At 64.0% G+C, this 21525-nt stretch carries 24 protein-coding genes and 1 tRNA gene; 6 read left to right on the top strand and 19 right to left on the bottom strand.

Annotated features, from left to right (window positions below; translation table 11 throughout):
- Nucleotides 1-11 precede the first annotated feature (11 nt).
- From CXQ81_RS03270 to dibA, 3 genes are all read right to left on the bottom strand, one after another.
- The gene (locus CXQ81_RS03270) at nt 12-1022 is read right to left on the bottom strand and encodes a sulfate ABC transporter substrate-binding protein (RefSeq protein WP_007921518.1); all 1011 of its coding nucleotides are present in this window, start codon (nt 1020-1022) and stop codon (nt 12-14) included.
- A 155-nt stretch (nt 1023-1177) separates the two neighbouring features.
- Nucleotides 1178-1360, bottom strand: a complete 183-nt coding sequence (oscA, locus tag CXQ81_RS03265; RefSeq protein ID WP_007921516.1) for a sulfur starvation response protein OscA — start codon at nt 1358-1360, stop codon at nt 1178-1180.
- Nucleotides 1361-1659: 299 nt separating this feature from the next.
- Nucleotides 1660-3579, bottom strand: coding sequence for a phosphodiesterase DibA (dibA, locus tag CXQ81_RS03260; protein ID WP_101336455.1), 1920 nt, complete (start codon nt 3577-3579; stop codon nt 1660-1662).
- A gap of 145 nt (nt 3580-3724) precedes the next feature.
- On the opposite strand from dibA, the gene desA reads away from it, so the two are divergent.
- A complete protein-coding gene (gene desA, locus CXQ81_RS03255) occupies nt 3725-4909 on the top strand; it encodes a delta-9 fatty acid desaturase DesA (RefSeq protein WP_007921512.1) in 1185 nt (394 codons plus the stop codon).
- Nucleotides 4910-5157: 248 nt separating this feature from the next.
- Entirely contained in the window at nt 5158-6150 is a 993-nt protein-coding gene (locus tag CXQ81_RS03250) for a sensor domain-containing diguanylate cyclase (RefSeq protein WP_007921510.1), read from the top strand.
- A gap of 182 nt (nt 6151-6332) precedes the next feature.
- Here the strand turns inward: CXQ81_RS03250 and CXQ81_RS03245 are convergent, their stop codons facing one another.
- The 10 genes from CXQ81_RS03245 to CXQ81_RS03200 form a co-directional block, all read right to left on the bottom strand.
- Nucleotides 6333-7562 (bottom strand): HDOD domain-containing protein, encoded by a 1230-nt coding sequence (locus CXQ81_RS03245; RefSeq protein WP_101336454.1) that lies wholly within the window; start codon nt 7560-7562, stop codon nt 6333-6335.
- A 139-nt stretch (nt 7563-7701) separates the two neighbouring features.
- Nucleotides 7702-8979 carry a 4-aminobutyrate--2-oxoglutarate transaminase gene (gene gabT, locus CXQ81_RS03240; RefSeq protein WP_007930337.1) on the bottom strand — a complete coding sequence of 426 codons (1278 nt, stop codon included), beginning with the start codon at nt 8977-8979 and terminating at the stop codon, nt 7702-7704.
- A gap of 187 nt (nt 8980-9166) precedes the next feature.
- Nucleotides 9167-10609 (bottom strand): NADP-dependent succinate-semialdehyde dehydrogenase, encoded by a 1443-nt coding sequence (gene gabD / locus CXQ81_RS03235; protein ID WP_009046383.1) that lies wholly within the window; start codon nt 10607-10609, stop codon nt 9167-9169.
- Between the two features lie 365 nt (nt 10610-10974).
- Nucleotides 10975-11286 carry a RebB family R body protein gene (locus tag CXQ81_RS03230; protein WP_025808521.1) on the bottom strand — a complete coding sequence of 104 codons (312 nt, stop codon included), beginning with the start codon at nt 11284-11286 and terminating at the stop codon, nt 10975-10977.
- Nucleotides 11287-11337: 51 nt separating this feature from the next.
- Complete coding sequence (locus CXQ81_RS03225) at nt 11338-11652, bottom strand: RebB family R body protein (protein WP_009041621.1); 315 nt, start codon at nt 11650-11652, stop codon at nt 11338-11340.
- Nucleotides 11653-11737: 85 nt separating this feature from the next.
- Nucleotides 11738-12202 carry a hypothetical protein gene (locus CXQ81_RS03220; RefSeq protein ID WP_101339373.1) on the bottom strand — a complete coding sequence of 155 codons (465 nt, stop codon included), beginning with the start codon at nt 12200-12202 and terminating at the stop codon, nt 11738-11740.
- A gap of 92 nt (nt 12203-12294) precedes the next feature.
- Nucleotides 12295-13002, bottom strand: a complete 708-nt coding sequence (locus tag CXQ81_RS03215) for a hypothetical protein (RefSeq protein ID WP_101336453.1) — start codon at nt 13000-13002, stop codon at nt 12295-12297.
- 18 nt (nt 13003-13020) lie between these two features.
- On the bottom strand, nt 13021-13248 hold the full coding sequence (locus CXQ81_RS03210) for a RebB family R body protein (protein ID WP_007930328.1): 228 nt from the start codon (nt 13246-13248) through the stop codon (nt 13021-13023).
- A 119-nt stretch (nt 13249-13367) separates the two neighbouring features.
- A complete protein-coding gene (locus CXQ81_RS03205) occupies nt 13368-13898 on the bottom strand; it encodes an RNA polymerase sigma factor (protein ID WP_172963020.1) in 531 nt (176 codons plus the stop codon).
- 89 nt (nt 13899-13987) lie between these two features.
- A complete protein-coding gene (locus CXQ81_RS03200; protein ID WP_158245994.1) occupies nt 13988-14680 on the bottom strand; it encodes a Crp/Fnr family transcriptional regulator in 693 nt (230 codons plus the stop codon).
- 254 nt (nt 14681-14934) lie between these two features.
- Here CXQ81_RS03200 and CXQ81_RS03195 point away from each other — a divergent pair.
- From CXQ81_RS03195 to CXQ81_RS03180, 4 genes are all read left to right on the top strand, one after another.
- Nucleotides 14935-15011: transfer RNA gene (locus CXQ81_RS03195), tRNA-Arg, on the top strand.
- Nucleotides 15012-15130: 119 nt separating this feature from the next.
- Nucleotides 15131-15994, top strand: a complete 864-nt coding sequence (locus CXQ81_RS03190) for a hypothetical protein (protein WP_101336452.1) — start codon at nt 15131-15133, stop codon at nt 15992-15994.
- Nucleotides 15978-16442 (top strand): hypothetical protein, encoded by a 465-nt coding sequence (locus CXQ81_RS03185; protein WP_101336451.1) that lies wholly within the window; start codon nt 15978-15980, stop codon nt 16440-16442. Before CXQ81_RS03190 ends, CXQ81_RS03185 begins: the two co-directional genes overlap by 17 nt.
- A gap of 235 nt (nt 16443-16677) precedes the next feature.
- Nucleotides 16678-17229, top strand: coding sequence for a hypothetical protein (locus tag CXQ81_RS03180; RefSeq protein ID WP_101336450.1), 552 nt, complete (start codon nt 16678-16680; stop codon nt 17227-17229).
- Between the two features lie 12 nt (nt 17230-17241).
- On the opposite strand, the gene CXQ81_RS03175 is transcribed toward CXQ81_RS03180, so the two are convergent.
- From CXQ81_RS03175 to CXQ81_RS30980, 6 genes are all read right to left on the bottom strand, one after another.
- A complete protein-coding gene (locus tag CXQ81_RS03175) occupies nt 17242-17433 on the bottom strand; it encodes a hypothetical protein (protein ID WP_007930316.1) in 192 nt (63 codons plus the stop codon).
- An 82-nt stretch (nt 17434-17515) separates the two neighbouring features.
- Nucleotides 17516-18265, bottom strand: coding sequence for a hypothetical protein (locus CXQ81_RS03170; RefSeq protein WP_101336449.1), 750 nt, complete (start codon nt 18263-18265; stop codon nt 17516-17518).
- Nucleotides 18262-18843, bottom strand: coding sequence for an RNA polymerase sigma factor (locus CXQ81_RS03165; RefSeq protein ID WP_009041613.1), 582 nt, complete (start codon nt 18841-18843; stop codon nt 18262-18264). Before CXQ81_RS03165 ends, CXQ81_RS03170 begins: the two co-directional genes overlap by 4 nt.
- A 37-nt stretch (nt 18844-18880) precedes the next feature.
- The gene (locus CXQ81_RS03160; protein ID WP_101336448.1) at nt 18881-20632 is read right to left on the bottom strand and encodes a VWA domain-containing protein; all 1752 of its coding nucleotides are present in this window, start codon (nt 20630-20632) and stop codon (nt 18881-18883) included.
- A gap of 89 nt (nt 20633-20721) precedes the next feature.
- The gene (locus CXQ81_RS03155) at nt 20722-21282 is read right to left on the bottom strand and encodes a YbhB/YbcL family Raf kinase inhibitor-like protein (protein WP_101336447.1); all 561 of its coding nucleotides are present in this window, start codon (nt 21280-21282) and stop codon (nt 20722-20724) included.
- Nucleotides 21283-21324: 42 nt separating this feature from the next.
- On the bottom strand, nt 21325-21498 hold the full coding sequence (locus CXQ81_RS30980; protein ID WP_157832229.1) for a hypothetical protein: 174 nt from the start codon (nt 21496-21498) through the stop codon (nt 21325-21327).
- Between the last annotated feature and the right edge of the window lie 27 nt (nt 21499-21525).

The raw sequence follows: 21525 nt of genomic DNA, 5'->3' as shown, positions 1-21525 counted from the left end.
GCCACTGAAGATTACTGCGCCTGGTAGATCTGGTCGAACACCCCGCCATCGTTGAAGAATTTCGGTTGGGCAGTTTTCCAGCCGCCGAAGTCCTTGTCGATGGTCACCAGGTCCAGTTTGGGGAACTGCTGGGCGTATTTGGCCGCCACATCCTTGTCCCGCGGACGATAGAAGTTCTTCGCCGCGATTTCCTGGCCAGCCGGGCTGTACAGGTGCTTGAGGTAGGCCTCGGCGATCTCGGTGTTGCCCTTTTTCTCGGCGTTCTTGTCCACCACCGCCACGGGCGGCTCGGCGAGGATCGACAGCGAAGGCACCACGATGTCGAACTTGTCGGCGCCGCCGTCTTCCTTCAATGCCAGGAAGGCTTCGTTTTCCCAGGCCAGCAACACGTCGCCCTGACCGTTGTTGACGAAGGTGATGGTCGAGCCGCGGGCGCCGGTATCCAGCACCGGTACGTGCTTGAACAGCTCCTTCACGTATTCCTGGGCACGGGCTTCGCTGCCACCGGCTTTCAGGCCATAGGCCCAGGCGGCGAGGAAGTTCCAGCGGGCGCCGCCGGAGGTTTTCGGGTTCGGCGTGATCACCGACACGTCTTTCTTGATCAGGTCGCCCCAGTCCTTGATGCCCTTGGGGTTGCCCTTGCGCACCAGGAACACGATGGTCGAGGTGTAGGGCGTGCTCGCATCCGGCAGGCGTGTTTGCCAGTCGGCCGGCAGGGTCTTGCCGAGCTTGGCGATTTCATCGATGTCGCCGGCCAGGGCCAGGGTCACCACGTCGGCGCGCAGGCCGTCGATCACCGCGCGGCCCTGCTTGCCCGAGCCACCGTGGGATTGCTGGATCTTGACGTTGTCGCCCGGGTGTTCCTTTTTCCAGAAGCTTGTGAATTCGCTGTTGTAGTCCTGGTACAGCTCGCGGGTCGGGTCGTACGACACGTTGAGCAACTCGTAATCCTTGGCAACGGCGGAACCGGCAAAAACGGCGCTGGCGAGGGCGGCCAGGGCATAACGGCGAATCGACGACATGATGGAGCTCCCGAAATTTTTTAATGTGCTGGCATTTTTCTTATGGCGAATCAGGCCCGCATTCGTGGGCGAACGCTGGGGTTCAGGCTGGGGGTCATGGATGACGCCCTCCGGTTGTCCAGTCGGGCCTCTCGTGGCGAGAGGTGGTGCGGCGTTCAGCTTGGTTTGTTGCCAGGGTGTTGCAGGCGGAATTTTTCCTTGCGTTCGATCTGCACGACCTGGGCGTTGTGCACGGTGATTTCCACCGCGCCGAAACGCAGGTCGCGCAATGCGCTTTGAATCTCGCGCAAGATGGTTTGTTCGTCCTGGCCGTCAACGCTACGAAGAGATGCGCTCATGGTGTTGCTCCTGAATGAGATGTGCCTGGCAGTGGCGGCACTGCTTGCGGCGTGAGGGCAATAGTAGATAGGCGCAGATATTCTTAAAAATACTATTTAAGAATGTTTATATAACCAGAAGAAATTATTTGAATTGACGCGGGGTTGCGTCTCTTCGGGCGGCAGAAAACCCTGTAGCCGCTGCCGCAGGCTGCGACAGGACCGCAGGTCCTCCTGCGTCCTTGCGAGCGCCACGGCCGTTCCGGCCGATCGCAGCCTGCGGCAGCGGCTACAGGGTGGAATCTATGCAAGCCTGGCAATCAGTGGATCTGCGGCGCCCGGTTCCATTGCAGTTGCGCCGCCGGCACCGGGCGGCCGAACCAGTAGCCCTGGCCCAGGTCGCAGCCCTGGTCGAGGAGGAAGCGCGCCTGTTCCACCTGTTCGATGCCTTCGGCGTGCACCTGCATGCCCATGCTCTGGGCCAGGGCGATGATCACCCGGGAGATCGCCGCGTCGTCTTCGTCCCCCGGCAGGCCGGCGACAAAACCCTGGTCGATCTTCAGCTTCTGCACCGGCAGGCGCTTGAGCCGCAGCAGCGAGGAATAACCGGTGCCGAAGTCGTCGATGGCCAGGCGCAGCCCCAGTTCGCGCAGGCGATGCATCTGCTCCAGGGCGACTTCCGGGTCTTCCATCACCGCGCTTTCGGTGACTTCCAGCTCCAGGTAGGCCGGGTCCAGGCCGGTGTCGTGCAGCACCTGGGCCACCTGCTGGTACAGCTCGCGGCGGGCGAACAGGCGGCTGGAGACATTCACCGCGACGAACGACAACGCCATGCCCTCCGCCTGCCATTGGCACATCTGCCGGCAGGCCTGCTGCATGACCCAGGCATCGATCTCGGCGATCAGCCCGGCGCGCTCGGCAATCGGAATGAACTCCCCAGGCGGCACCAGGCCACGCTGCGGATGCTCCCAGCGCACCAGCGCCTCGACCCCGACCAGGCGGCTGCTGGCGAGGTCGTGCACCGGCTGGTAGAACACCCGCAGCTCCTGCTGCTCCAGGGCGCGGCGCAATTCGAAGGCAATTTCCACCCGTTGCTGGGCGTGGGCCGTCAGTTCCTCGGTGTACAGCGCGTAACTGTCGCGCCCGGCGCTCTTGGCCTTGAACAGCGCCGTGTCGGCATTGCGCAACAGTTGCTCGGCGCTCAGGGCATCGCTGGGAAACAGGCTGATGCCGATGCTGGCATTGATGAACAGCTGGTTCTCGTCCATCAGGAAAGGTTGCTTCACCCCGTCGATGATGCGCTGCGCCAGCACCGCGGCCTGCCCCGGCTGCGCGCAGCTCTCGACCAGCACCGCGAACTCGTCGCCGCCCAGCCGCGCCAGGGTGATGCCCGGGCCGAACATGCCTTGCAGGCGCTGGGCCACGGCCTTGAGCAGGCGGTCGCCGACAGTGTGTCCGAGGCTGTCGTTGATCATCTTGAAGTGATCCAGGTCGACCATCAGCAGCGCACAGCCGCGCTTGTGGATCTGCGCCGACGCCAGGGCCTGCTCGGCGCGGTCGGTGAACAGCAGGCGATTGGGCAGGTCGGTCAGCGGATCGTGGTGCGCCAGGTGGGCCAGTTCGTGCTCGGAATCCTTGATCGCGCTGATGTCGGAAAACACCGCGACATAGTGGCTGAGCTGGCCGTCGTCATCGCGGATGGCGCGGATGGTCTGCCACTGCGGGTAGATCTCGCCGCATTTGCGTCGGTTCCAGATCTCGCCGCTCCACTCGCCCGTGGCGTTCAGCGAATCGAACATGGCCTGGTAGAAATCCGCCGTGTGGTGCCCGGACTTGAACAGGCTCGGCTGGCGGCCCAGCACCTCGTCGCGCTGATAGCCGGTGATCTCGATGAACGCGCGGTTCACGTGGACGATCTGGCCCCGGCGGTCGCTGACCAGCACCCCTTCGCGGGTGCAATCGAACACGGCGGCCGCCTGGCGCAGACGCTCGCGGTCCTCGCGCTGGTGATGCCGCCAGGAGTCGGCACCCAGCAAACGCAGCAGACGGCCCCGCGCGATGAAGATCAGGACCGCGCTGACCAGGGCCCAGAGATACCCGTTGATCAGTTGCCAGCGCGCCAGATCGTTCGACTCATCGAAGAAACTGCTCAATAAATGACCACTGAGCTGCAACCACACCACAGACAACAAGAGATAGAGCAAGGCTGCGCGCAAAGCGTCGCGGGAAGAAACCGACATAAGGTCGTCAATGTCCTTACGGAAAGCTTGGGATTATAGAGGAAGAAACATCTCGCCACTCTTATCTGAAAGGGCGACTGGTTTTCTCTGTGGGCTCGGTGATAATGCGACTGCTGTTTTTTCTTTATCGAGGGCCCTACAGCCTATGTGGTACGAAGGTTTTCTTGGCTTGTCGGCCTGGCAACTGGTGGCAGTCACCCTGTTAATGACTCACGTGACCATCGTTGGCGTCACGGTTTACCTGCATCGCTATTCAGCCCACCGCTCCCTGGAGCTCAATGCCGGCCTGAAACATTTCTTCCGCTTCTGGCTGTGGCTGACCACGGCGCAGAACACCCGCGAGTGGACCGCCATCCACCGCAAGCACCACGCCAAATGCGAAACCGAGGATGACCCCCACAGCCCGGTGATCAAGGGCCTGTCCACGGTGCTGCGCAAAGGCGCCGAGCTGTACCGCGAAGAGGCGAAAAACCCGGAAACCCTGCGCATCTACGGCAAGAACTGCCCGGACGACTGGATCGAACGCAACCTCTACTCGCGCTACAAGCTGGGCGGCGTGGCGCTGATGGCGGTGATCGACCTGCTGCTGTTCGGCACCATCGGCATCACCATCTGGGCGATCCAGATGATGTGGATCCCGGTCTGGGCCGCCGGGGTGATCAACGGTCTGGGCCATGCGGTCGGCTATCGCAACTTCGAATGCCGCGACGCGGCCACCAACCTGGTGCCCTGGGGCATCCTGGTCGGCGGCGAAGAGCTGCACAACAACCATCACACCTACCCCAACTCGGCCAAGCTGTCGGTGAAGAAGTGGGAGTTCGACCTGGGCTGGGCCTGGATCAAGGTGTTCAGCTTCCTGCGCCTGGCCAAGGTGCAGCGGGTCGCGCCGATCGCCCACCGGGTCGAAGGCAAGGGCCACCTGGACATGGACACGGCGATGGCGATCCTCAACAACCGTTTCCAGATCATGGCCCAGTACCGCAAGCTGGTGATCGCGCCGCTGGTCAAGCAGGAGCTGGACAAGGTCGATCACTCGGTGCGCCACCAGTTCCATCGCGCCAAGCGCCTGCTGTCGCGGGAGACCAGCCTGCTGGAAGAGCGCCACCATGCGCGTATCCAGAACATGCTGGAGCACAGCCAGGCCCTGAAAGTGATCTACGAAAAGCGCCTGGCGCTGCAGCAGATCTGGGCCAAGACCAGCTCCAACGGCCACGACATGCTGGCGGCGATCAAGGACTGGGTCCACGAAGCCGAGGCCAGCGGGATCCAATCGCTGCGCGACTTCGCCAGCCAGTTGAAAACCTACTCGCTGCGTCCCGCCAGCCTCTGACGCTGGCCCGTTCACCTGCCATGGCAAGCCCGGCTGCCGTGGCGGGTGGGCTTCGCTGCCCTCCCCGCCCCATGAGTTCCAGCCCGTCATCCGTGCCACCGTGACCGCCCAGCGGCTGTCGGCTCCCAGACCGCGGCAAACGGGAACTTCGCCGCCAATCCCCTATCTCAAGCAACACTTCGCCATCCAGGCGGGCTTTCCGTGGCCGCTTCGTTTCCCGAGCGGCGAGCGCTTTGAGATCGGTGCCGATGGCCAACAAGAACCCACAACTCCCATCCGCTTTTCCCCAGTGGCCCGAGGCCGCGCAAACCCTGATGGCGCTGATGCATGCCCAGGGCGAGGTCGCCCGGCTGACAGAACGCGAACAGCTGTTCAGCTCGTTGCTGGTCAGCGTCAATGCCGTGCTCTGGGCCTTCGACTGGGAAGCCCGCCAGGTGCTGTATGTCAGCCCGGCGTATGAACGTATTTTCGGCCGCTCCGCCGGCCTGCTGCTGGCCGACGCCAACGAATGGCGCGACAGCGTCTACCCCGACGACCTCGAATACGCCGAGCGGACCCTGGCCCAGGTGCTGGAGAAAGGCGCGGTGGAAGACCGCGAATACCGCATCATCGATGCCCAGGGCCAGGTCCGCTGGCTCAGCGACAAATGCTTCATCAATCGCAATGCCGCCCCCGGGGACCGGGTGATCATCGTCGGCCTGGCCGAGGACATCACCGAGAAAAAGCACCTGGAAACCGAGCTGCAACGCCTGGCCACCACCGACGTGCTGACCCAGAGCAGCAACCGCCGGCACTTCTTCGAATGCGCCAACCGCGAATTCGAGCAGGCGCGCCAGCAAGGCACGCCGCTGGCCTTCCTGTTGCTGGATATCGATGACTTCAAGGTGGTCAACGACACCTACGGCCACCCCGAGGGCGATAACGTCCTGCAACGCATCGCCGAGACCGGCCGCGCGACCCTGCGCCGTGGCGATCTGTTCGGGCGTATCGGTGGCGAGGAGTTCGCCGCCCTATTCCCCGGTTGCGCCCCGGACATGGCGCGCCAGGTTGCCGAACGCCTGCAGCGGGAAATCCAGCGCCTGACCTTCAGCCATGGCGAGGAGCAGTTCAGCATCACCGTCAGCCAGGGCCTGACCAGCCTCACCGCCGACGACGAAAAACTCGACAGCCTCTTCGCCCGCGCCGACGCGGCGATGTACGAAGCCAAGCGCCAGGGCAAGAACCGGATCGTTTCGGGGTAGGTCGCAACTGCAACCCACCGTAGCCGCTGCCGAGCCCGCGAGGCTGCGATCGGCTGCGCAGCAGTCGTAACACCCGGCAACTTGATCTTCCTGGCGAACCGCGTGCCCAGGTTTGGCGAGGACTTTGTCCTCGAACGCAGCCTCGCGGGGCTCGGCAGCGGCTACAGGATTGCGCGGCGTCCTCACGCTTCTCGCGTATCGGTTTTACGCAGGCGAACCAGCTCCGGCAGGCCGATCTTGAGCAGGCGCGCGGTCTTGCTGTCGGCCAGCTCTTCGAGGCCCTCGGAGGGCCGCAGGCGGGCGAGCTGGGCAGAGAGGTTCATCACCAGAGCCTCGCGGGAATAAACCCCGCCACCGAGCTGGTAGGCCGAAGCAATCAGCTCGCGCAGCTCCAGCGGCAGGCGCCAGCGGGTGCGCAAGGCCGAACCATAGGCCGCGCCGAACTGTGCCAGGGCATCGCCGATCTCTTCCATGTCGTCCAGCGCGCCACCGGCTTGCTTCCACTCTTGCAGGCAGCGCAGCAGCGCCAGGTCCCCCAGGCGATGCAGCATGCCGGCGCAATAGCAGCGCTCCTGGTCCAGGTCCAGCAAGCGGGCCAGGGTCCGGCCGTATTCCGCGGTGTGCAGCGACAGTTCCCAGTAACGCTCGGCGTAATCGCCCAGGGCCGGGTCGCTCAGGCGCGCGCTACGCTTGAGCGCCAGGCCGAGAATCAGGTTCATGCTCTGCCCGGTACCCAGCCGGTGGAGGGCCTGGGCCAGGGTCTGCACCGCGCTGCCATGGTGCTGGGCGGCGCTGTTGGCCGCGGCAATCAGCACCGCGTTGATCTGCGGGTCGGTACGCACCTCTTCTTCCAGCAGCTTGAGGTCGAGACCGTCGGGGTTGAGGCTGCGCTTCACCGCCAGTTGCACATCGGCGAGCAACGGCGCGCCGTCGGCCAGCTCGCGGCGGCGCTCGAGAAAGGTCCACAGGGTCATGCCCGGCGCCAGGGTCGGCACCTCGCACGACACTTCCTGGCCGGGGTCCAGCAGCAGGTCCTGCAGGCGCTGGGTCAGGCCTTCCATGTTCAGCGGCTTGGTCAGGTAGGCCGTCGGCGCCAGCGGCAAGGCTTCGCGCACGCTGGCGCTGTCGTTGCGGGTGCTCATGAGGATAAAAGGCAGCACCGGGTTGCGCTTGCGCTGGCGCACGCTGCGCAGCAGGCCCAGGCCGTCGACGCCGGGCAACTCCCAGTCGGCGATCACCAGGTCATAGGGGTTTTCGGCCAGCAGTTGCAGGGCTTCCTGACCGTCGGCGCACACGTCCAGCCGCGCGTCGCAACGTACATTCAACAACACCTGCTTGAGCAAATCGCGCGACCAAGGGTCCGCCTCGGCAATCAACACTCGCGGTACAGCGGGTAAATCCACAGCAGTCATGCAGCACGCTCCCTGGGCAATCCTTTGCACCTTAGTCAATGCCGAGGCTTCCATACAGCGCAAATGCACTGCGCAGCCTCTATCGGCACAAAAAAACCCGCCGAGGCGGGTCTTTTTGTCAATCAGGTCACAGGCGGGATCAGAGTTCGGAGAAGCACTCTTCGATGATCGCCAGGCCCTTGTCCAGCTGCTCGTCCGGCGAGGTCAGCGGAACCAGCACGCGCAGGACGTTACCGTAGGTGCCGCAGGACAGCAGGATCAGGCCCTTGTCGCGCGCCTTGGCAACAACCTGTGCCACGGCGGCCGCGTTCGGCTTGTGGCTGTCGCCGTTCTCGAACAGCTCGACCGCGATCATCGCGCCCAGGGCACGCACGTCGCCGATCACCGGGTACTTGGCCTGGATGGCCTTGAGGCCGGTCACCAGACGCTCGCCGACCGCCTTGCAACGGTCCAGCAGGTGCTCTTCCTCGAACACTTCCATCACGGCCAGGGCCGCGGCGCAGGCGATCGGGCTACCGGCGTAGGTGCCGCCCAGGCCGCCTGGCGCGATGGCGTCCATGTATTCGGCCTTGCCGCAGACACCGGCCAGCGGGAAGCCGCCAGCGATGGACTTGGCGAAGGTGGTCAGGTCGGCGGCAACGCCCATCTGCTCCATGGCGAAGAAGGTGCCGGTACGGCCAGCGCCGGTCTGCACTTCGTCGGCGATCAGCAGGATGCCGTGCTGGTCGCACAGGGCGCGCAGACGCTTCATGAACTCTTTAGGCGCGACGTAGAAACCGCCTTCACCCTGCACCGGCTCGATGATGATCGCGGCGATGTCACGTGGCTCGGCATCGTTCTTGAAGATGCGCTCGATGCTGGCGATCGAATCGTCGATGCTCACACCGTGCAGCTCGTTCGGGTACAGCGCGCGGAAGATGCCGCCTGGCATCAGGCCCATGCCGGCCGAGTAAGGCACGACCTTGCCGGTCAGGCCCAGGGTCATCATGGTGCGACCGTGGTAGGCGCCGGTGAAGGCGATCACGCCGGCGCGGCCAGTGGCGGCACGGGCGATCTTCACCGAGTTTTCCACGGCTTCGGAACCGGTGGTCACCAGCAGGGTTTTCTTGGCGAAATCGCCCGGCACCTTGGCGTTCACTTTTTCACACAGTTCCACGTAAGGCTCGTAGGCCAGGACCTGGAAGCAGGTGTGGGTCAGCTTGTTCAGCTGCTCGGTCACCGCGGCGACGATTTTCGGGTGCAGGTGGCCGGTGTTGAGTACGGCGATACCGCCGGCGAAGTCGATGAACTCGCGACCTTCAACGTCGGTTACCGTGGCGTTCTTCGCGGAGTCGGCGAAGATCGGGTGAATCTGGCCAACACCGCGCGGTACGGCGGCTTCACGGCGTTTCATCAGGGATGCGTTGGTCTTGCTCATAGTGTCCTCATTCGCCGCTCATCGGTCGGCGTGGTTCAAGGATGACGTGGCGGGAAGGCAACCGCGGCAGCATGCGATGATCGACTGCCCCGGCTATCCCGGCCACTAACTGAAAGATCGTTTACAGCACGCCAGGGGACAGCGCTCTCGTGCCCCTGGCGCTTAAAACCATGCCTTGGCGCGGGTATCAGATGCCCAGGCAGAGGTATTTGATTTCCAGGTAATCCTCGATACCGTACTTGGAACCTTCACGGCCCAGGCCCGAGGCCTTGATACCGCCGAACGGCGCGACTTCGTTGGAGATCAACCCGGTGTTGACGCCGACCATGCCGTATTCCAGGGCTTCGGCCACACGGAACACACGGCCCAGGTCGCGAGCGTAGAAGTACGAGGCCAGGCCGAACTCGGTGTCGTTGGACATCGCGATCACTTCGGCTTCGTCCTTGAAACGGAACAGTGGCGCCAGCGGACCGAAGGTTTCTTCCTTGGCCACGGCCGCGTCTTTCGACACGTTGACCAGGATGGTCGGCTCGAAGAAGTTGCCTTCCATCGGCTTGCCGCCGGCCAGCAGGGTCGCGCCTTTGCCCAGGGCGTCGGCGATGTGTTCCTGGACCTTGGCCACGGCTTTTTCGTCGATCAGCGGGCCGGTGGTGGTGCCTTCTTCCAGACCGTTGCCGATCTTCAGCTTGGCCACCGCGGCCTTGAGCTTCTCGGCGAAGGCGTCGTAGACCGAGTCCTGGATGTACAGGCGGTTGGCGCAGACGCAGGTCTGACCGTTGTTGCGGTACTTGGAGATGATCGCGCCTTCGACGGCCTTATCCAGGTCCGCGTCGTCGAACACGATGAACGGAGCGTTACCGCCCAGCTCCAGGGAAACCTTCTTGATGTCCTTGGCGCATTCGGCCATCAGCTGGCGACCGATTTCGGTCGAGCCGGTGAAGGACAGCTTGCGCACGATCGGGTTGCTGGTCAGCTCGCCGCCAATATCGCCGGCGCTGCCGGTGACTACGCTCAGCACGCCTTTCGGAATGCCCGCGCGGTGCGCCAGCTCGACCAGGGCCAGGGCCGAGAACGGCGTCTGCGACGCCGGCTTGATCACCATGGTGCAACCAGCGGCCAGGGCCGGGCCGGCTTTACGGGTGATCATCGCCGCCGGGAAGTTCCACGGGGTGATGGCCGCGGTCACGCCGATCGGCTGCTTGATCACGATCAGGCGCTTGTCCGGCTGGTGGCCGGGAATCACGTCGCCGTAGATGCGCTTGGCTTCCTCGGCGAACCATTCGATGAAGGAGGCGGCGTAGGCGATTTCGCCCTTGGCTTCGGCCAGTGGCTTGCCCTGCTCCAGGGTCATCAGGCGACCGAGGTCGTCCTGGTTTTCGATCAGCAGCTCATACCAGCGACGCAGCTTGGTCGCCCGCTCCTTGGCGGTCAGCGCGCGCCAGGCAGGCAGGGCCTTGTCGGCGGCTTCGATGGCACGACGGGTTTCGGCAGCGCCCATCTTCGGCACGGTGCCGAGGATTTCGCCCGTGGCCGGGTTGTTCACTTTGATGGTCTGGCCGTTATCCGCGTCGACCCAAGCCCCATCGATGAAGGCTTGCTGGCGGAACAACTGGGCGTCTTTAAGCTGCATGTCGGTTTCCTTAACAGCACCGCGCGGGGCGGAGCGAATTGTGATTGTTGAAAGGCGCCTTGACAGGCTGCCGTCAGGAAAAACTGTTACCGGGCTCAAGCACAGAAATAGCGCCTGTCAGAATAGACGAGCGGATCGGCTCTTTGACAAGAGCGTTTGAAATCTCAAACGAATCCTAGGGTCAACCAGGGGACAGGGCAATAGGCTGTTCGAAAAAAAGAACGAAAACGCCGCTTTGGCAGAATCTTTCGGATCAACGACACCGTCCCTGCGATTGGGAGCAGACGCGCCTACAGGGGGGTGGGCGTGCCAAACGCAAAAAACCCCGCAACCGGAAGGCTGCGGGGTTGTTCCAGGGCCAGGCCTTAGGTGAACGACTTGAGGATCGTCAGCAGGCTGGCGAGGTTGTCGCCGACACCGCCCTGGGCCATTTTTTCGGTGGCCGCCGCGCCTGCGGTGGTGTTGACGCTGTAGATCTGCATCACGCCCTGGTTGGTCGCCGCCTGGGCCAGGGTGTTTTGCTGTTGCTGGGCCGAGACCGAGTTCTGGAACAGGATCGCTACGGATTGCCCCAGGGACTGGTAGATGGTGCCCATCGACATGGCCGGCGCTTCGGCCACGACCTTGACGTTGGTCTGGGTCACGGCGTCGGTGATTTGCGGACTGACTGTACTCATAGGTGAAACTCCTTAATTAAGAAAGAACAACTTCCGTTAGCGCTCGCCCGATCAAGGGTTGAACGATTTGAGGACTGTCAGCAGGCTGGTCAGGTTGTCGGCCACGCCGCCCTGGGCGACTTTTTCGGTCGCCGCCGCGCCGGCGGTGGTATCGACGCTGTAGATCTGCATCACGCCCTGGTTGGTGGCGGCCTGGGCCAGGGTATTTTGCTGCTGCTGGGCGGAAACAGCGTTCTGGAACAGAATCGCCGTCGCCTGGCCCATGGACTGGTAGATGGTGCTCATCGCCATCGCTGGGGATTCGGCCACCACTTTGACGTTGGTCTGGGTGACCGCGTCGGTAATTTGCTCGTTGACTAATGGCATGGTTCAACTTCCTTTGTTTAGTACACGGCGGGTTCCGTGTTAACCAATGAACGTGGCAAAACACAGGCTGTGAACGAGCAAATGCTCAATGGTCCTCCGGCGCGTCGCCTGCCTGGTCGATACGGGAAAGCACCGCCTCGACCTGCTGCACCAGCCCCAGCATCCGCGCTTGCACGGCTTCCTCGACGGTCTGGCGGATCAGCTGGTTCTGCGCGCTGCTGAGCATCCGCACAGGCTCCTCCGGCGCATCGATAACCGTCGCCTGTCGCTTGGCCGCCAACCACTGGCGGATCACCGCCTCACGCTGCTGGGGACTGCCCAGCAGGCTGCTTTCGCTGACCCTGGCCTGCTCCATCAAGTCGCGGGTGCGCTGTCTCTCGTTCTCGATCAAATGCTGGGTCTGGTTGAGCACCCGCTCCATGACACCCGTGCGCGGCTCGCTGCGCATCCAGGCTTCGAGAATCTGCTTTTCGCCCGCGGACAGGCTCAGGTTGAGCGCATCGGCCAATTGATAAAGACTCGCTAGCGAGTCGGAATTTTCCTGGGGCATCTCGGCCTCCTCCTTGCTCATTAAAGAACGTGCTGCTGCCCGGTCCCGGAGGGCTCCGGGACCGGGTGCTCATGACGCCAGGACGGCGTGAATCAGGACGGCGGCGCGCCGCGATTGGCCAGGGTGTTGCTGTACTTGGCGATGCTCTCGTCGATCTTGTCGATGGCAATACCCGCCGCTGTCGCCTCCAGGGCGCCGGCGGCCGCGGCAACGGCGGCGGCCGCCCCCACCAGCAGATCGGTGGCCAGGGCGCCCAAGGCGTCCTCGGCGGCTTTTTCGGGATGGTTCTCGACGATGTTTTTCGTCATCTGCTCGAGCAATACCGCCTGGGCCGCCAGCGCCAGCTTGCTGACCCCGTCGAAATAGCCCGCCGCCGATTGCGCGACCAGGCCGGCGGCCTGGCTGATCATCATGTCCGGAGCAATGGCGATCTGCGCCGGGGCATAGCTGAAGGTCTGCGCGTTGGTGAACTGCACCGCCTCGACGATCTGGCTGTTCAGCGCATCGGTGCTGCCGGTCGGCGGCGCCGCGACCTGGACCATCATGTAGTCGTTCATGCGGTCCATCACCGTGCGCGGCGACTTGCTGGGAGCACTCGGTGGCGGGGAGTCGCCCGCTGGGGTGGGATCGGCAACCTGGGGCCCCGCAGCCGTAGGCTCGGCGGCTTCGGGATTGCTCGGCCTGGGATTGCGCGGCTCGGTATCGCTTGGCTTGGGATCGGCCGCCTCGGGGTCGGTCGCCGACGTGGCGTCAGTCTCCGGCTCGGCGGCGGCAGCAGGTTTTTTCTTGAACCAGAACATGAGGCATCTCCCCAGGCGTCAAGGCTTCTCGCCGATCTGCATGATCAGCGACACCGCCTTGGAGATCACCGCATTGGAGATCTGATTCAACGCCTGCTGGCTGTTGACCGCGTTCTGCAGGGACAGCCCCGCCGAATGACTGGCCACCTGGTACAGCGAGGCAATGGCCTGGGCCGGCGCCTCGGCCACCACCTTGACGTTGGTTTGCGTTACAGCGTCGGTAATCTGGCTGTTGACCTCTGGCATACATCTCTCCTTGATGGAAGGCGCCAGCGCAGGCGCGCTGACGGTGAACTCGTCGACGGTTTCAGGTGCTCATGACACAAGAACGCCCGGCATCCACGGCTGTGAACGCAAAGGCGCTGTCAACGCAGCGCCGCCCGCAGCAACTGCACGCGCTTGCGCACCAGGGGCTGGGCGATGCCCAGCTCGGCGGCGATCTGCGGGTACGGCAATTCCTCGACAAAACGCATTTCAAACAACCGCCGCTGGAGCAATGGCAGTTGTTCCACGCGATTGCCCAACTGCACCAGTCGTTCGAACCGCTCGGTGTACTCGAACACCGACAGGCAAGGCGCGGCGAGAAGGGCCTGGTGATCGTGCTCAAGGTCGATCGAATGATCGAACAGCTGCCCTTCACGCTTGCTGCGCCGCAGGCTGTCGAGAAACACATGGTCCAGCACCAGAAACAGAAAACCCTGCGGCTCTCGTATGCGTTCCGGGGAACGCCTGAAGAACAGCAGGGCTTTCACGGCCGTGTTGGACAGCCACTCCTGGGCCAGGGCCAGGTTGCCCCTGGCTCGCCGGTTGGCCCGGCGCATCAGCTCGGGGTACACCGCTCGCCAGCTTGCCTCGAACAACCGATCGACCGCCGCCACTTCACGAAAAGATCCCATCGCCAGCACTCCCTGTGCATTCCTTGATGAGCCGACAGTCTCTGATCGCACAGCAGGCGTTCGCTGTTACCTGGGGAACAGTTGGACAATTAATTCAGCGAGCAGGCCTTGCGCCGCAGATGCTCGACATCGTTGATCACCAGGCGGCCGCTCTGGCAGCTGATCACCCCCGAACGCCGCCACAGCTGCAACTGCACATTGAGCTTCGGCCGGCTGGTGTTGAGCATCGAGGCCAGGATGCCCTGGTTGCGCGGCACCGCCGCACAGGTCGCCGGGGCCAGCTCGAAGTCATCGATATTGGCCAGCAGGAACCGCGCCAGACGCGACTCCAGGCGATGCAGGCAAACCAGTTCGAGCAACTCCAGGATCTTCATCAGGCGGGTCATCAGCAGCATCAACACGCGCTGCCAGAACAGCGGCTCGTCGTACAGCGCCCGGAAATGCCGCCGCCCCAACAGCAGCACCCGGGTCGGGCCGCAGGCGAAGGCCGAGGTTTCCCGGGCGTGGCCCTCGATCAGCGCCGACTCGCCCACCACCTGGCCGACGCCGGCGCTGCCGACAATCTGCTCGCGCCCGTCCGGGCCATGAATCACCGAATACACCTGCCCTTCGGCGACCAGCGCGATGAAGTCCAGCGCCTCGCTCTTGAGGTAGAGCACCTCCCGGTCACTCAACGAGCGCTCCACGGCATGGGTGGCCACATAACGGATCAATGTGTCCGGCAGCCCCCTGAACAGGTCGGAGCGTGCCAGCAGAGTCTGACGCAACGAAAAATCGAGCATTACCGCGCCTTTTGAATGCATGCGTTCGCCTTGACTGGTAGGAAATCGCTGCGCGAGCACGCAGCGGTTAGAGCGCTTGAAGCCATAGAGCAAAGCAAACAAAGGGACGTCCGAGGGGAGGACTTGTGAATGGAGCGAGGGGGCTTGCGGGTATCGCGAAGGACAAGATAAACAACGAGGCGACGACCAATCATCACGCGAAAAAAAACCGCATGGACGCCCCAAGCCGACATGGGTATGATGTCGCCCGCACTGCACTCGTAGCTCAGCTGGATAGAGTACTGCCCTCCGAAGGCAGGGGTCGTGGGTTCGAATCCCGCCGAGTGCGCCAGCCAGAAACGCAAAAGCCCCAGGTCGCATGGCCTGGGGCTTTTTCGTTTCCAATCGTTGAGTCGATCGAAGAATCACCGAGGCGTGTGCCGCCCCACGCCTCGCGGACAGGAGGTCCCGATGCTGCGCCATCCTTTACTCGACCAGCCCTACCAGCCGGACCTGCGCGCCTGGATCGGCGGTTTCATCGGCTATGACATGCCCCCGGCCCTGGATGCCGAGCTGAGCCGCTACGACCCCAACGACCCTGATGATCGCGAACACCTGATCCGTCATTACTGCCTGGCGCGCTTCAACGCCCGGGAGAACTTCCGTCACCGGCAGCGGTTGGTGGAGGTCCTGCAAGCGGCGCTGGACGATCCGGATTTCGACTTCCAGGAAGTGTGGGAACCCATTGAAGACGATTACGAATACGATCAATGGCCCGCCGGCTGGCCGGCGCAGATCGACGACAGCCGGGACTTCTTCCAGCGCCTGCTCCTGGCGGCCCGGCAGCTGTGGCACGACGACCTGACCCGCGCCCGGTTGCCGTCCCTGGCCGAATGCCGGGCGATCCCGGAGCGAGATCGCGGTTCCCGCGACTGGCTGTTCAGCGTCGATAATCCCCAAGCCTGGAAAGCCGTATTCGACGTAGCGGCCACGCCCTACGACCTGCATACCCCGGGACCACAGTTCCAGGGCGAGCAACTGAGCCTGCAGTTGGCGGGCGCATTGCATCGCCAGTCCCTGCCGTCCACCTGGCCGGCCGGCCAGGCGCTGACCCACTGCCGCCTGGACCTGAAGATCCAGGGCATCAGCGAATTGCACGTCAGCGGCACGCGTTTCGACGGGCCTATGCGCACCCAGCTCACGCGCTTGCAGCCTGGTTATTACCTGCGCCTGGACATCGGCTTCGACTGCGTCATCGAATGCGTGGCGCAGTCCGTCGGCATCGCCAACGTCCAGGGCTCACGAGAGGAAGAGCAGCATGAGCAGCAACTTTGAACGGGCCCTGGCGCGCCAGGAAATACCGCAGTTCTTTCGCGGCCAGGGTGAGTACCTGACCCGGGACGGCGATTGGGACGAGCACCTGTTCTGCATCAACTGGCCGGGGATATTCGCCTACCTGCGCGATAACGCCGACGGCGAGCAGCAGTTTAGCGCCAGCTTCGAGCTGTATGTGTACAGCATCGAGGAAAGCTTCGAGGACTGCTTCGGCCTGCGGGAAAACCTGTTCGGCTATTACTCGACCCGGGCTCGCTGGGCGCCCGCCAGCACCGATCTGCTGGCGCAGCTGCCGGCCCCTTGCCGACGGCGGATAGTCCAGCGCCTGAGCTGGTATCGCTGGCAGCTGGAAAACCACGCCCGGCTGCTGCCGGAGCGGGCCCGGCGCATGGCCGAGGACGGTGCCGCCACCGAGTTCATCGACCTGCCCGCTTTCCCCTACGCCTGAACGCGCCTGCCACCGGCCGGTGGCAGGGCTACCGCCAGATATTCCACTGCCGCCCACCCAACCTGCGTTTTTTCTACCTTGAGCTCTCCCCCCACAATCAGCCCCGCCCCGAAAGCCCTTTAGGTGTCTCCAATCTTTTTTGCGATGATGCCTCCCCTGATGCCATTCACGCGCCCGGCCCACTGCCGAGCGCATACACAGCGTTTCTCGCCAGACTCATGGAAGACCCCAAACGATGAATATCCCGAACCTTTCCGGCAACACCGCGCCGTCGCACCAGGCACGTTACTACTACGGGCCCAACTACAAGAAAATGACCCTGGCGGGCCTGGTCTTCGGTGGGTTTTCGCTGTTCGCGGTGTTCGGCACACCCAGCGAGAACAACAGCGTGATCCGGCTGATAGAGGCCCTGGGGCTCAATGGTCATCTGGTCATGCAACTGCTCGGCGTCCTGGGCGTGGCCATGACCGTCGCCGCCGCGGGGGCGCTGATCTTCCTGCGCGGTGCCGGCAATCGTTATGTGGTGCTGACGGACAAGAAGCTGGTGGCCCCGGTCAGCAATTTCAGTTCGAAGATCCGCGAGATTCGCCTGATCAATATCTCGGACGTCGAACTGGTGGAAGTCTTCAACCAGCGCTTCATCCGCGTCCAGCACAGCGACGGCAAGATGGAACTGGTGGAGAACATGTTCAAGAACCAGGAGCTGTTCTACGACTGCTACAAGGCGATTGCCCTGGCCATCGAGGCCAAGGGCCAGAACGTGAAACGCGCGCCCGCCCGCAAGTAACCGCGCCGGGTTTCAATCTGGCGTCTGCCGCTGCGGCGCCGCTTCATCCTGATCCGCGGCAGGTTGGGCCTGTTGCGGGTCTTCATCTTCTTCACCGGCCTCGAGCAGAAAGTCCTTGCGACTCTCCTTGATGGCCTGGCGGATATCCGCGCCCTTGGTCGGGCAATTCAGCAGTGCAGCGATACGGTCGATGCGTGGCGCCATGGCCAGCCTCTCACTTTCAGGAAACTGGCTCGATAGTGCGCGTTTTCGTGGTGCCAGGCCATTACTTGCGCGCGTTTTGCCCTCAGGGTTGCTGCAAGGCCTCCAGGCGTTCGGCAATTTCCTCGTCGGGGAAGCGCTGCTTCAGGGCGATGATGTACTGGTCGGCGATCTTGTCCTGGCCGGTCTTGCGCAGCCGCAACACCTCGCGCAGGGCGTCGTCGAGGATCGACGCCGGCGCCTCGCGCTCGTCCTGCTCCTTGCCCTGCTCCTTACCCGGGAATGACGCCAGGTGCCCCAGAGACTCATAAGGCTTGGCGGTGAAGGCTTGCGTGTCATGGATCAGCGGCAGGCCCGCCCCGGGTGCCGCGGGAGCAGGTGCCGACAAGGCGCCAGCGGCCGCGTCCGGCGTCGCGGCCAGTTCGAAGCGGTTCGATTCCTCCATGGTTGATTCCGCACGGGCGGATTCCACAGGAGCAGCGCCAGCGGGCGCGGACTCGGCCTGGCGCCGTGCAAGCTGCGGGGCCGCGGCCTTTGCCACGGGTGCCGGCGCGGGAGCGAATGCCTGGCTCGGTGCCGGCTCTGGAGAGCGCTGCAACACGCCCAGTAGCAGGGTCACGCCGAACAGACCGGCGAACGCCACTTGCCAGCGCGGCTGGCGGCACAGATCGAACCAGCGTTGCCACAGGGAAGGCCGGGGCGCCGGGACTTCGCGGCGGGCCGTGGCCATGATCAGGGCGTCGAGGCTGGCCGGCGGCTCGCCATGGCTGTGCTGGCGAATGTGCTCGAGCATGCGCTCTTCTTCGGTAGGGGGAAGCTGTCGGGCGTCAGTCATGTCAGTACCTCCTCGGCCAGGAGCCGACGCAGTTTTTTCAGCGCATAACGGAAGCGGCTTTTCACCGTTTCCAGCGGCGTATCGGTAAGGCTGGCGATCTGCGGCAATTCCAGTTCGCCGTGGGCGCGCAGCAGGAACACCTCGCGCTGGTCGGCGGGCAGATCCTGCAAGGCGGCGTCGATGCGTTGCCGTTCACGGCTCAGGCTCAGGTGTTGTTCCGGACCGCTGGCGTCATCGGCCAAATCGTGCAGTTGCTCGTCGTAGCTGTCGTGCAGCGGGTTGCGCAGGCCGTGCTTGCGCCAGTGGTCGATCAAGCGGTTGCGGGCGATCTGGTACAGCCAGGTGCGAAAGCTGGCCCGGCCCTGTGGCGCACTGGTGGTGCGGATCAGGCTGAGCCAGGTGTCCTGATAGACCTCGTCGGCCAGCTCGGCCTTGTCGCACAGGCTCAGCAGGAACCGGTACAACCCCTGGCGATGCCGCTGGTAGAGCACTTCGAAGGCAGCGCTGTCGCCCGCGCGATAACGCGCCAGCAGCGTTTCGTCGCTGCTGGCGGGCTCTGGTCGATTCGCCGCAGGCATAGTCGTACTGAACTCCTTCTGGTGGCTCGTCATGACGTTACTCACGGCGGCTCAACGCCTCCCCGGAACGGCCCGGCTGATTCGCCGGAGCGGCAGTCTGCAGGCTCTGCGCCAGTTCCACCAGTTGCACGAACTCGCCGCGCAGGCCGAAACGGTCTTCGCCCTTGGCGCCGCGGGCCAGAGCAACGGTGTCCTTGAGGCCGAAGTCGCCAGTGTAACGAGCATCCTTGAGCTGCTGGGCGAACGCCGCCACGGCTGCGGCAAATCTTAGATCATCGCTGGCCTGGATGAGTTTGCCGTGCTGTTGCGACGCCAGGATCGGCCGCTCGATCAGCCGGCTGCTGCCGCCTTGCGGCGCCTGGTAGCGCACCCGCAGCATGGCCAGTTCGTCGCTCTTGATGCTCGATTGCGGCTGCGTGGGGGCTGGGCCGTAACGCAACGGCTCCAGCCAGCCCTGCTCGCCCTTGGGCACGATTTCATACAGCGCGGTGACCGTATGCCCAGCGCCGATCTCGCCGGCATCGACCTTGTCGTTGTTGAAGTCCTCGCGTTTCAGCGCGCGGTTCTCATAACCCAGCAGGCGGTATTCGCTGACCTGGGCCGGGTTGAATTCCACCTGCAGCTTCACGTCCTTGGCCACCACCGCCAGGGTCGAGCCGAGCTGGTCCACCAGGACCTTGCGCGCCTCGCGCAGGTTGTCGATGTAGGCATAGTTGCCATCGCCGGCGTCAGCCAGTTGCTCCATCAGGTGCTCGTTGTAGTTGTCCACGCCAAAGCCGAGGGTGGTCAGCGACACGCCGCTTTTACGCTGCTCGACGGCCATCAGCTTGAGGCGGTCGAAGTCGCTGATGCCGACGTTGAAGTCGCCATCGGTGGCCAGCAGGATGCGGTTGATGCCGTTCTTGATGAAGCCTTGCCGGGCCATCTGGTACGCCAACTGGATGCCCGACGCGCCGGCGGTGGAGCCGCCCGCCGTCAGTTGCTCGATGGCATTGCGGATCTTCGCCTTGTCGCGCCCGGAAGTGGGCTCCAGCACCACCCGCGATTCACCGGCATACACCACCAGCGACACCCGGTCCTGTTCGCGCAACTGGTCCACCAGCAGCTTGAGGGTGCTTTGCACCAGCGGCAGGCCCTCACGGCGATCCATGGAGCCGGACACGTCCACCAGGAACACCAGGTTGGCCGGCGCCAGTTCGGCGACGGTGCGATCCGAAGCCTTGATGCCGATGCGCAGCAGGCGGGTGTGGGGGTTCCAGGGCGACGGCGCGATCTCGGTGGTCACGCCAAACGGCGAGCCGTCGCCGGGCAGGGCATAATCGTAGGGGAAGTAATTGACCAGTTCTTCCAGGCGCACCGCGCCTTGCGGCGGCAGGCTGCCCTGGTTGAGCAGGCGCCGGACATTGGCGTAGGCACCGGTATCGACATCGACGCTGAAGGTCGAGACCGGAGCCTGCGCCACGCTGTGGATCGGGTTGTCCGGCAGGTTCTGGTACTGCTCCCGCGGCTCGGCGCGATAGCCGGCGGGCAGCGATTCGCGCGTCATCATCGAGGCTTGCATGGGGGCCGGGGCGAGCGCCTTGGCGTTGTTGTATCCGGCCAGGATCACATCGGCGCGCGGGGCCTCGCTCGGCGAGGGCACGGCGGCCTGCGGCTCTACCGCCTCCGGGGCGGGCAAGGCAGCGCCCCGGGTCTCAGGCGAGGACGGGCCGCAACCGGCCATGGCCAACAGCAACCCGGCGGCGCACCCCTGAACGGCGGGGCGAAGGAAATACGGAGGAAGGAACATGGGGGCTGACCTCGGGGAAATTGATCCATTCCCCCCTTCAGACGAAGCCCCTCGGCGATTCGGGTTAAGCCCCCGGAAAAAAATTCTGCTTAGCGCAGATAGCGCCGCACCACGCTGCTGTTGCGCAGCACGTGGCCGTTGATCTTTTCCAGCAACTGGGCGCGGGTCAGGCCGGCCGGCAAGGCATCGGGCGCCAGCTCCAGGGCGTAGATCTGGATGATGTAGTGGTGCGCGCTGTCGCCCATCGGCGGGCAAGGACCGACGTAGCCGGTGGTGCCTTTGCTGTTGGTGCCGCCCAGCCCTTCCAGGGTGCCCTTGGCCCCCGCGCCCGCGGCGATCTGCCGGGTCGTGGGCTTGATCCCGTAATGCACCCAGTGATCGATCCCCTGGCCTTTGGCGCCGTCCGGGTCGTGCATCACGATGGCGTAGCTGCGGGTGCCTTCCGGGCCGGCGGTCCAGGCCAGGGCCGGCGACAGGTTATGCCCGCCGCAGCCCTTGGCATCGCTGGCGCTGGCCGGGGTGAACAGGCGATTGTCCGAGACACCGGGCACGTTCAGGGTGAAACGCTCCTGGGCCTGGGCCGGCAACTGCAGGCACAGCAGGACGGCGCCGGCGGCCAGCCAGGTATTGAGAGAGGCAAAACGGGACATACGCGAGCACCTTCTGCGAATGGGTTCATCGGGGCCTGGAGACTATAGCTGCGCAGCGTTGCGCTTGAAGCTTGAAGCTTGAAGCTTGAAGCTTGAAGCTTGAAGCTTGAAGCTTGAAGCTTGAAGCTTGAAGGCTGATTGAGCTTGAGCCGCCGCCGCTTGTAAACGAAAAAACCCCGGTTTTTTTTCAGCTCCGGGGCTTTTTTCGACGAGCACCGGGATTTTTACCCGGCCGCCCTGACC

Origin of the sequence: Pseudomonas sp. 09C 129, assembly GCF_002843625.1 — a bacterium.
GTDB lineage: Bacteria > Pseudomonadota > Gammaproteobacteria > Pseudomonadales > Pseudomonadaceae > Aquipseudomonas > Aquipseudomonas chlororaphis.
Note: the sequence above shows the minus strand (reverse complement) of the source record. Positions and strands in the feature narration are given on the sequence as shown.

What these genes read in the sequence shown, in the direction of transcription:
- CXQ81_RS03245 (WP_101336454.1), bottom strand. Translation starts at nt 7,562, where the DNA reads ATGACTGCTGTGGATTTACCCGCTGTACCGCGAGTGTTGATTGCCGAG.
- gabT (WP_007930337.1), bottom strand. Translation starts at nt 8,979, where the DNA reads ATGAGCAAGACCAACGCATCCCTGATGAAACGCCGTGAAGCCGCCGTA.
- CXQ81_RS03210 (WP_007930328.1), bottom strand. Translation starts at nt 13,248, where the DNA reads ATGCCAGAGGTCAACAGCCAGATTACCGACGCTGTAACGCAAACCAAC.
- CXQ81_RS03160 (WP_101336448.1), bottom strand. Translation starts at nt 20,632, where the DNA reads ATGTTCCTTCCTCCGTATTTCCTTCGCCCCGCCGTTCAGGGGTGCGCC.
- CXQ81_RS03175 (WP_007930316.1), bottom strand. Translation starts at nt 17,433, where the DNA reads ATGGCGCCACGCATCGACCGTATCGCTGCACTGCTGAATTGCCCGACC.
- CXQ81_RS03215 (WP_101336453.1), bottom strand. Translation starts at nt 13,002, where the DNA reads ATGTTCTGGTTCAAGAAAAAACCTGCTGCCGCCGCCGAGCCGGAGACT.
- CXQ81_RS03270 (WP_007921518.1), bottom strand. Translation starts at nt 1,022, where the DNA reads ATGTCGTCGATTCGCCGTTATGCCCTGGCCGCCCTCGCCAGCGCCGTT.
- CXQ81_RS03185 (WP_101336451.1), top strand. Translation starts at nt 15,978, where the DNA reads ATGAGCAGCAACTTTGAACGGGCCCTGGCGCGCCAGGAAATACCGCAG.
- gabD (WP_009046383.1), bottom strand. Translation starts at nt 10,609, where the DNA reads ATGCAGCTTAAAGACGCCCAGTTGTTCCGCCAGCAAGCCTTCATCGAT.
- CXQ81_RS03190 (WP_101336452.1), top strand. Translation starts at nt 15,131, where the DNA reads ATGCTGCGCCATCCTTTACTCGACCAGCCCTACCAGCCGGACCTGCGC.
- CXQ81_RS03155 (WP_101336447.1), bottom strand. Translation starts at nt 21,282, where the DNA reads ATGTCCCGTTTTGCCTCTCTCAATACCTGGCTGGCCGCCGGCGCCGTC.
- CXQ81_RS03180 (WP_101336450.1), top strand. Translation starts at nt 16,678, where the DNA reads ATGAATATCCCGAACCTTTCCGGCAACACCGCGCCGTCGCACCAGGCA.
- dibA (WP_101336455.1), bottom strand. Translation starts at nt 3,579, where the DNA reads ATGTCGGTTTCTTCCCGCGACGCTTTGCGCGCAGCCTTGCTCTATCTC.
- CXQ81_RS03225 (WP_009041621.1), bottom strand. Translation starts at nt 11,652, where the DNA reads ATGCCATTAGTCAACGAGCAAATTACCGACGCGGTCACCCAGACCAAC.
- CXQ81_RS03205 (WP_172963020.1), bottom strand. Translation starts at nt 13,898, where the DNA reads ATGGGATCTTTTCGTGAAGTGGCGGCGGTCGATCGGTTGTTCGAGGCA.
- CXQ81_RS03200 (WP_158245994.1), bottom strand. Translation starts at nt 14,680, where the DNA reads ATGCTCGATTTTTCGTTGCGTCAGACTCTGCTGGCACGCTCCGACCTG.
- desA (WP_007921512.1), top strand. Translation starts at nt 3,725, where the DNA reads ATGTGGTACGAAGGTTTTCTTGGCTTGTCGGCCTGGCAACTGGTGGCA.
- CXQ81_RS03170 (WP_101336449.1), bottom strand. Translation starts at nt 18,265, where the DNA reads ATGACTGACGCCCGACAGCTTCCCCCTACCGAAGAAGAGCGCATGCTC.
- CXQ81_RS03220 (WP_101339373.1), bottom strand. Translation starts at nt 12,202, where the DNA reads ATGCCCCAGGAAAATTCCGACTCGCTAGCGAGTCTTTATCAATTGGCC.
- CXQ81_RS03165 (WP_009041613.1), bottom strand. Translation starts at nt 18,843, where the DNA reads ATGCCTGCGGCGAATCGACCAGAGCCCGCCAGCAGCGACGAAACGCTG.
- oscA (WP_007921516.1), bottom strand. Translation starts at nt 1,360, where the DNA reads ATGAGCGCATCTCTTCGTAGCGTTGACGGCCAGGACGAACAAACCATC.
- CXQ81_RS03250 (WP_007921510.1), top strand. Translation starts at nt 5,158, where the DNA reads ATGGCCAACAAGAACCCACAACTCCCATCCGCTTTTCCCCAGTGGCCC.
- CXQ81_RS03230 (WP_025808521.1), bottom strand. Translation starts at nt 11,286, where the DNA reads ATGAGTACAGTCAGTCCGCAAATCACCGACGCCGTGACCCAGACCAAC.